At 62.7% G+C, this 7,012-nt stretch carries 7 protein-coding genes and 1 tRNA gene; 5 read left to right on the forward strand and 3 right to left on the reverse strand.

Annotated features, from left to right (window positions below; genetic code table 11):
- Positions 1–23: 23 nt before the first annotated feature.
- On the forward strand, positions 24–788 hold the full coding sequence (locus tag ACQ6S1_RS14925; protein ID WP_445041993.1) for a DUF1499 domain-containing protein: 765 nt from the start codon (positions 24–26) through the stop codon (positions 786–788).
- Here the strand turns inward: ACQ6S1_RS14925 and ACQ6S1_RS14930 are convergent.
- Together ACQ6S1_RS14930 and ACQ6S1_RS14935 are read right to left on the reverse strand one after the other, a co-directional pair.
- On the reverse strand, positions 785–1,654 hold the full coding sequence (locus tag ACQ6S1_RS14930; protein ID WP_445041994.1) for an MBL fold metallo-hydrolase: 870 nt from the start codon (positions 1,652–1,654) through the stop codon (positions 785–787). The genes ACQ6S1_RS14925 and ACQ6S1_RS14930 overlap by 4 nt on opposite strands.
- A 44-nt stretch (positions 1,655–1,698) precedes the next feature.
- A tRNA-Pro gene (locus ACQ6S1_RS14935) sits at positions 1,699–1,775 on the reverse strand.
- Between the two features lie 196 nt (positions 1,776–1,971).
- On the opposite strand from ACQ6S1_RS14935, the gene ACQ6S1_RS14940 reads away from it, so the two are divergent.
- The 4 genes from ACQ6S1_RS14940 to ACQ6S1_RS14955 all read left to right on the forward strand — a co-directional run bounded on the left by ACQ6S1_RS14940 (position 1,972) and on the right by ACQ6S1_RS14955 (position 6,430).
- On the forward strand, positions 1,972–2,973 hold the full coding sequence (locus ACQ6S1_RS14940; RefSeq protein WP_445041995.1) for an NAD(P)H-quinone oxidoreductase: 1,002 nt from the start codon (positions 1,972–1,974) through the stop codon (positions 2,971–2,973).
- Between the two features lie 265 nt (positions 2,974–3,238).
- Positions 3,239–4,186: a Bug family tripartite tricarboxylate transporter substrate binding protein gene (locus ACQ6S1_RS14945; protein ID WP_445041996.1), complete on the forward strand. Its 948-nt coding sequence runs from the start codon at positions 3,239–3,241 to the stop codon at positions 4,184–4,186.
- A 102-nt stretch (positions 4,187–4,288) separates the two neighbouring features.
- A complete protein-coding gene (locus ACQ6S1_RS14950) occupies positions 4,289–4,801 on the forward strand; it encodes a tripartite tricarboxylate transporter TctB family protein (RefSeq protein WP_445041997.1) in 513 nt (170 codons plus the stop codon).
- A 114-nt stretch (positions 4,802–4,915) separates the two neighbouring features.
- Entirely contained in the window at positions 4,916–6,430 is a 1,515-nt protein-coding gene (locus ACQ6S1_RS14955; RefSeq protein ID WP_445041998.1) for a tripartite tricarboxylate transporter permease, read from the forward strand.
- A 54-nt stretch (positions 6,431–6,484) separates the two neighbouring features.
- Here ACQ6S1_RS14955 and ACQ6S1_RS14960 read toward each other — a convergent pair whose 3' ends face one another.
- On the reverse strand, positions 6,485–6,907 hold the full coding sequence (locus ACQ6S1_RS14960; RefSeq protein WP_445041999.1) for a CBS domain-containing protein: 423 nt from the start codon (positions 6,905–6,907) through the stop codon (positions 6,485–6,487).
- Positions 6,908–7,012: the final 105 nt, after the last annotated feature.

Raw genomic sequence — 7,012 nt, forward strand, 5'->3', positions numbered from 1 at the left:
GGCCGGGTCTTTCGGAGAGGCCGGTGAATAATCGATTTCGCGCCTCCGATTATGAGCCTTATGCCAGAACCGCGATTTGGTCGCGCCGTCTGGGCTGCTTTTCCGTCGCGGTCGCAATCGTCGCGGTGTTCGCGCAGCGTTCGGATCGTCTGGAGCCGGTCGCCAGCGTCGCGTCGTTGGGAGCCGCCGGACTTCTGGCCGTGCTGGCCATCGTGCTGTCCCTTGCCGCCTTTGCAGTCATCTGGTGGCGAGGCGTGCGAGGGGGAGGGGCGGCAATAATAGGTGCGCTTGCAGGCCTGGTCGTTTTGGCAGCGCCGGTCGGCTACGCGACGATGTTTTGGCGGCTTCCGGCGATCTCTGATATTGCGACCGACCCTGCCAGCCCGCCGGCCTTCCTGCGAAGCGCCGGAGAACGGACGGCGCAGGACAACCCTGCCGATTATCCCGTACAATCCGCTGCCGTCCAGACGGAGGCCTATCCCGACATCGCGCCGCTCCAGATCGCCACTCCACCCGAGGAGGTCTTCTCCGTGGCGCGGGAACTGGTCGGCACGCGTGGCTGGCGCGTTCTGGGCACGGATATGGATGGCGCGGTTTGGCGAATCGAAGCGGTGGCGACGACACCGGTGCTGCGTTTGCCGCAGGACGTGTCGATCGAGATAAGGCCGGCAACTGGCGGAGCGCGAATCGATGTTCGTAGCGCGCTGCGCTGGGGGCAGCGAGATTTCGGCAGCAATGCACGGCTTATCCGGCGCTTCGTGACGGATCTGGCCGCAGCCTTGAACTAGGTGAGCCGATAGCGGAGGGATGCTCCCTCCGGGAAGATCTCCACGAGCCCCTCATCACGCAATTCCTCGATGTGGGCGAGGATGGACAGCCGCGCCGCCTCGGTGAGCGGGGGCGCCAGATTCGGATAAAGAGCGACACGGATGTCGTCGACGCCGGCTGGCGCCGTGCGGAGTACGCCCACGATCTGCCGTTCGCGATCGTGCCTGTGGCCGAGAAGAGCCGCGACATAGGGCTTTGCGTCGGCGATGCTGGCGCCATGGGCGGGGTAATAGGTCGTCTCGTCCCGTTCCAGCAGGAGGCGCAGCGACGCTTTGTAGGCGCGCATTTTTCCTTCGGGCGGCAGGACAACGCTCGTCGACCACGCCATCACGTGATCGCCGCAGAAGAGGGCATTTTCCCCGCGCAGGGCGAAGGCGAGATGCTCCGGGGTGTGGCCGGGCGTGGCGACGGTTTCCAGCGTCCAGCCATCGCCTTCGACGAGATCGCCATGATCCAGGGTGAGTGCGGGGGCATAGGCGGCCTCATCGACACCGGCCCGTTTCGCAGCGCAGCCGACGATGATCGCGCCGGTGGCCTGGCGCAGTGCATCCACGCCGTCGATGTGATCGCGGTGGGTGTGGGTGACGACGATGTGGCTGATGGTTTCCCCCGCCGTGGCGGCAAGAAGCGCGGTGAGGTGATCCCCATCGTCCGGCCCCGGGTCGATGATCGCGACGCGGCCGCGGCCCACGATGTGGGTAACGGTGCCGGTGAACGTCATCGGGCCGGGATTGTTGGCCACCACGCGCCGCACAAGCGGCGACAGGACTATGGCCTGGCCGTAGGGGCCGGGATGCGAACGATCGAAGGAGAGTTTCTCCACCATCGCGCATTGCTAGCACAGCAAGGCGATGAATGGGCGGGAATGGCTGGTCGGAGTGGCAGGATTTGAACCTGCGACCCCCACGTCCCGAACGTGGTGCGCTACCAGGCTGCGCTACACTCCGACACCAGCGGGGCGGGGTATAGAGCCCGAAATCGCGGGCCGCAACCGAAACATCATGTTTGCCAACCGATTTCTCATTTCTTGAAGGGCCACGGGCCTGTGCTGGGCCCATCTGACGCGTTTTTCTCGCGTGATCGGTTTCCCCGGATCGCGATTCGCGCTAGCGCACAGCAACACCAACCGAGCGGAGCCAGAGCATGTCCCTGCCAAACACGATGACAGCAATCGAGATCGTTTCGCCCGGCGGCCCGGAAGTGCTGACGCCCACGAAGCGGCCGGTTCCCGCGCCGGGCGCCGGTGAACTACTCATCGAAGTGCATGCGGCGGGCATCAACCGTCCCGACGTGCTGCAGCGGCTCGGCAAGTATGAGCCGCCGGCCGGCACGACCGATATCCCAGGGCTCGAGGTGGCCGGGATCGTGGCCGCCACGGGTGATGACGCCAGCGACTTCAAGGTCGGCGACCGGGTGTGTGCGCTGCTCGCGGGTGGAGGCTACGCGGAATATGCCGTGGTGCCCGCAGCGCAGGTGCTTCCGCTTCCCAGCGGCTTCTCCTTTGCCGAGGGCGCGGCCCTGCCCGAGACCTTCTTTACGGTTTGGAGCAATGTGTTCGACCGCGGCGCATTGAAGAAGGGCGAGACCTTCCTCGTCCACGGGGGTTCGTCGGGCATCGGAATGACGGCCATCCCGCTCGCCAAAGCCTTTGGCGCGAACGTCTTCACCACGGCGGGCAGCGCCGAAAAATGTGCGGCATGCGAGCATGCGGGAGCAGACCGGGCGATCAATTACAAGGAAGAGGATTTCGTCGAAGTCATCAAGGCCGAGACCGGGGGCCGCGGTGTCGATGTGGTGCTCGACATGGTCGGCGGCGATTACATCGCCCGTACTCTGTCCGTTATGGCACAGGACGGCCGCCACGTTTCGATCGCCTTCCTGCAGAGTCCCAAGGTCAGCCTGAACTTCTTCCCCGTGATGATGAAGCGCCTCGTTCTGACGGGCTCGACCCTGAGATCCCGCCCGGTGGAAGACAAGGCCGCCATCGCCGCAAAACTGCGTGATCAGGTTTGGCCGCTGCTTGAGACGCGGACGGTAAGCCCGGTCATCTACAAGGAATTTCCGCTGGATCAGGCCGCCGATGCGCACGCGCTGATGGAGTCCAGCCAGCACATCGGCAAGATCGTTCTTCACGTGAAAAGCTAGGGGCCTCGGCACGGCGCAAGGGGCGGCGCGAACCGGACAATGCCGCCCTTGTTTTTACCTTCGACTAAAGGCTAACGCGCTGTTGCCATAAGTTTGGCATCCCGTATACTTCTCCCGTCGCCCGGCATCCGGGCAGATATCGACGAAGCCGTTCCGCGCTCGACGCACAAAAAAAGCGGCAGACGTCTGGGAGAGAAACAAAATGATTTCATTTAACGGGCTTTTTGCGCGTGGGCTGACGGCTGCGTGCGTCGCTGGATTTGCCATGGCTCCTCTTTCGGCGTCTGCCTGGGAGCCCACAAAGACCGTCGAATTCATCGTTCCGGCAGGAACGGGCGGCGGTGCGGACCAGATGGCCCGCATGCTGCAGGGCGTGATTCAGAAACATAATCTGATGCCGCAGCCGCTGGTGGTCATCAACAAGTCCGGCGGCGCGGGTGCCGAGGGCTTCCTCGATGCCAAGGGGTCGAACCGCAACCCCCACAAGATCATCATCACCCTGTCGAACCTCTTCACGACGCCGCTCGCGACGGGCATTCCGTTCAAGTGGGAAGACCTCACGCCGGTTGCGATGTTGGCGCTCGATGAATTCGTGCTGTGGGTCAATGCCGAGAGCCCATACAAGACGGCCGCGGACTATCTCTCCGCGCTCAAGGCCGGCGCGAACAATGAGTTCAAGATGGCTGGTACCGGCTCCAAGCAGGAAGACCAGATCATCACGGCAGCCATCGAGCAGGTGACCGGCCACAAGATCACCTACGTGCCCTATAAGGGCGGTGGCGACGTGGCGGCACAGCTCGTCGGCGGCCATGTCACATCTTCCGTGAACAATCCGATCGAGGCCGTGGCGCACTGGCGCGCCGGAAAGCTGCGCCCCCTGTGCGTCTTCGACGACCAGACCATGCCCTACACCGAAAAGGTGACGGAGACGCAGGGCTGGGCAGACATCCCGACCTGCAAGTCGCAGGGGCTGGACGTCGATTATCTGATGCTTCGCGGCATCTTCATGCCCCCGGGCGTGACCGACGAGCAGAAGCAGTACTTCGTCGACCTCTTCAACAAGGTTCGTGAAACGCCCGAATGGAAGGACTTCATGTCCAAGGGTGCGTTCAACACCACGTTCCTGACGGGCGACGACTTCAAGAAATGGCTCACGGAAGCCTCTGAACGCCACCAGGATCTGATGACCAAGGCCGGCTTCACAAAGAGCTGATCCGGTCTGCGCACCCCGACCCAAAATCGGGGTGCGGTTTACCTGATGAAACCGGCCCACGAAGAGCCGGCGTCGATAAACGATCTTTTGAGGGGCGGAAACATGTCACATGAATCGGCCGGCGATCCCGGCCAATACACAGTCTCGACCCGCGCCGTGGACGCGGTGGTCGCAGGCCTCTTTGTCCTCGTAGGCGCGGTCGTGATGTGGGATTCCGTGCGGGTTGGCGCCGCATGGGCGTCCGACGGACCCGAGGCCGGATATTTCCCATTCTATATCGGGCTGATCATGCTGATCTCCAGCGGGATCACGATGGTGATGTCGATCATCTCCAAGAGTCCCGACCTGAACACCTTCGTCGAACGCAGCCAGCTCTCGTCCGTGCTGCGGGTGTTCATCCCCACCGCTGTCTATGTCGCGCTGATCCCGTTTCTCGGCATCTACGTGGCCTCGGCCATTTTCATCGCGTTCTTCATGGCGTGGATCGGCAAATACAACCCGATGATCATCGCGCCTGTCGCGATCGGCGTGCCGGCCTTCCTGTTCATGATGTTCGAGGTCTGGTTCCTGGTGCCGTTGCCGAAGGGACCGATCGAAGCCGCGTTGGGCTTCTGAGTTCTCCGACGAACCCAGGCCGCCGGAATATTGGCCGGCGGCCTCGCGATAATAAGAAAAATTGACGGCGGGAGCCAATGAGCCCTGCCGCGGGAGGGGACCGTGGACGCATTTATGTCATTGATTGGGGGGTTCGGCGTGCTCGCCGATCCCTGGAATATTTTCTACATGTTCCTGGGCGTGACCCTGGGCGTTCTCATCGGCGTTCTGCCGGGCCTCGGCGGGGCCAACGGCGTGGCCATTCTGCTGCCTTTGACCTTCGCCATGTCGCCCGTGTCGGCGATCATCATGCTCTCCTCCATCTACTGGGGAGCCTTGTTCGGCGGCGCCATCACATCGGTCCTGTTCAACATTCCGGGCGAACCCTGGTCGGTTGCGACCACCTTTGACGGCCACCCGATGGCGCAGAAAGGGCAGGCGGGTCAGGCGTTGACGGCCGCTTTCACTTCGTCCTTCTTCGGCGGTACGGTGGCGGTGCTTCTGCTGACCTTCCTGGCGCCGGTGATTGCCGATTTCGCGTTGGAATTCGGTCCGGCTGAATTCTTTGCGGTGTATCTTCTGACGTTCTGCTCCTTCGTGGGCATGGGCAAGGAATCGCCATTCAAGGTTTTGTCCGCCATGATGCTCGGCTTCGCGCTGGCAGCTGTGGGCCTCGATACCGTGACCGGGCAGTTGCGCCTGACCTTCGGGTCCATGGAATTGCTGCGCGGCTTCGACTTCCTGATCGCGGTTATCGGCCTGTTCGGCGTCGGTGAAATCCTGCTGACGATCGAGGAAGGCCTCGCTTTCCGCGGCAAGTCGGCGAAGATCTCGCCCACGGTGGTGTGGCAAACTTGGAAGACGCTGCCGAAATATTGGGTCACGGCGATCCGTGGCAGCGTCGTCGGCTGCTGGATGGGCATCACGCCCGGTGGCGCGACCCCGGCCTCGTTCATGAGCTATGGCCTTGCCAAGCGCATGTCGAAGCGCGGCCGGTTCTTCGGAACGGGTGAACTGGAAGGTGTGGTGGCACCGGAATGCGCGGCCCATGCGGCCGGCACGTCGGCGCTGCTTCCGATGCTGACGCTCGGCATTCCCGGTTCGCCGACGGCGGCCGTGATGCTCGGCGGCCTTCTCATCTGGGGCCTTCAGCCGGGACCGCTCCTGTTCGTGGAGCAGCCGGATTTCGTGTGGGGCCTCATCGCCTCCATCTATCTCGGTAATCTGGCCGGCCTTCTGGTCGTCCTCACAACGGTTCCGATCTTCGCCTCGATCCTGCGCATCCCGTTCTCGATCATCGCTCCGGTCATTCTCGTGATCTGCGCGGTGGGCGCCTACACGGTGCACAATGCCGTCGGCGATATCGCGGTGATGCTGGTGTTCGGCGTGCTTGGCTATGTGTTCAAGAAGCTGAACTATCCGCTGGCTCCGCTGGTGCTGGCGCTGGTTCTCGGTGACATGGCGGAGAGCGCGTTCCGGCAGGCGATGCTGGTGTCGCAGGGCGACGTGAGCGTGTTCTGGTCGAATTGGCTGGTCGGCGGTCTCGTGAGCTTTGCTCTGCTCATGCTTTTCTGGCCGCTTCTGTCGGCTCTGATCGACAAGATCCGGAATAAGCCTGAGGAAGCACCCGAACCGGGAACTGTTGGCTGACCGCCTCAACACATAGAGAGCCGGATGCGGTGGCCCGCATCCGGCTTTTTCGTTTCAGGGACTGGCCGAATGAGACTGCAATTCTTCCAGACGAAGCGCGATGAAATCGCGGATCGAGATGACGCCCATCAATTGATGCTCCTCGAGCACCGGCAGATGGCGCACATGATGCTGGTCCATGAGGTTCAACACATGGGCCAGACTGTCCTTCGGCGTGCAGTGGATGACCCGCCGGGACATCAATTCGCCGATCGGTTTCTTGAGGATCGACGGGCCCTGCAGGGCGATGGCATGCAGGAGGTCGCGCTCCGAAAACATGCCCACGACGGTATCGGCTTCGTTCCCGACGCTGTCCTTGACGACCAGCGCGCCGATGTTTTCGCGGCTGAGGAGACGGACGGCCGTTTCGACGGGTTCGTCCATCTTTACGCTGAGGATGCGAGGGCCTTTTCTACACAGAAGATCCGCGACGTTCATGACGCTCCTCCATTGGCGTTCGTCAGACTCCTCGGTAAGGGCAGGGGTGTCAACGCACGGGTGCGCCAACCTCAAACGGGCCCGCCATCGCGTCTTGAAAACGTC

This window comes from Terrihabitans aquatilis (genome assembly GCF_052542005.1).

Bases quoted from the DNA above. Each gene is read 5' to 3' on its own strand.
- ACQ6S1_RS14930 (WP_445041994.1), bottom strand. From the start codon at position 1,654: ATGGTGGAGAAACTCTCCTTCGATCGTTCGCATCCCGGCCCCTACGGC.
- ACQ6S1_RS14940 (WP_445041995.1), top strand. From the start codon at position 1,972: ATGTCCCTGCCAAACACGATGACAGCAATCGAGATCGTTTCGCCCGGC.
- ACQ6S1_RS14945 (WP_445041996.1), top strand. From the start codon at position 3,239: ATGGCTCCTCTTTCGGCGTCTGCCTGGGAGCCCACAAAGACCGTCGAA.
- ACQ6S1_RS14950 (WP_445041997.1), top strand. From the start codon at position 4,289: ATGTCACATGAATCGGCCGGCGATCCCGGCCAATACACAGTCTCGACC.
- ACQ6S1_RS14955 (WP_445041998.1), top strand. From the start codon at position 4,916: ATGTCATTGATTGGGGGGTTCGGCGTGCTCGCCGATCCCTGGAATATT.
- ACQ6S1_RS14960 (WP_445041999.1), bottom strand. From the start codon at position 6,907: ATGAACGTCGCGGATCTTCTGTGTAGAAAAGGCCCTCGCATCCTCAGC.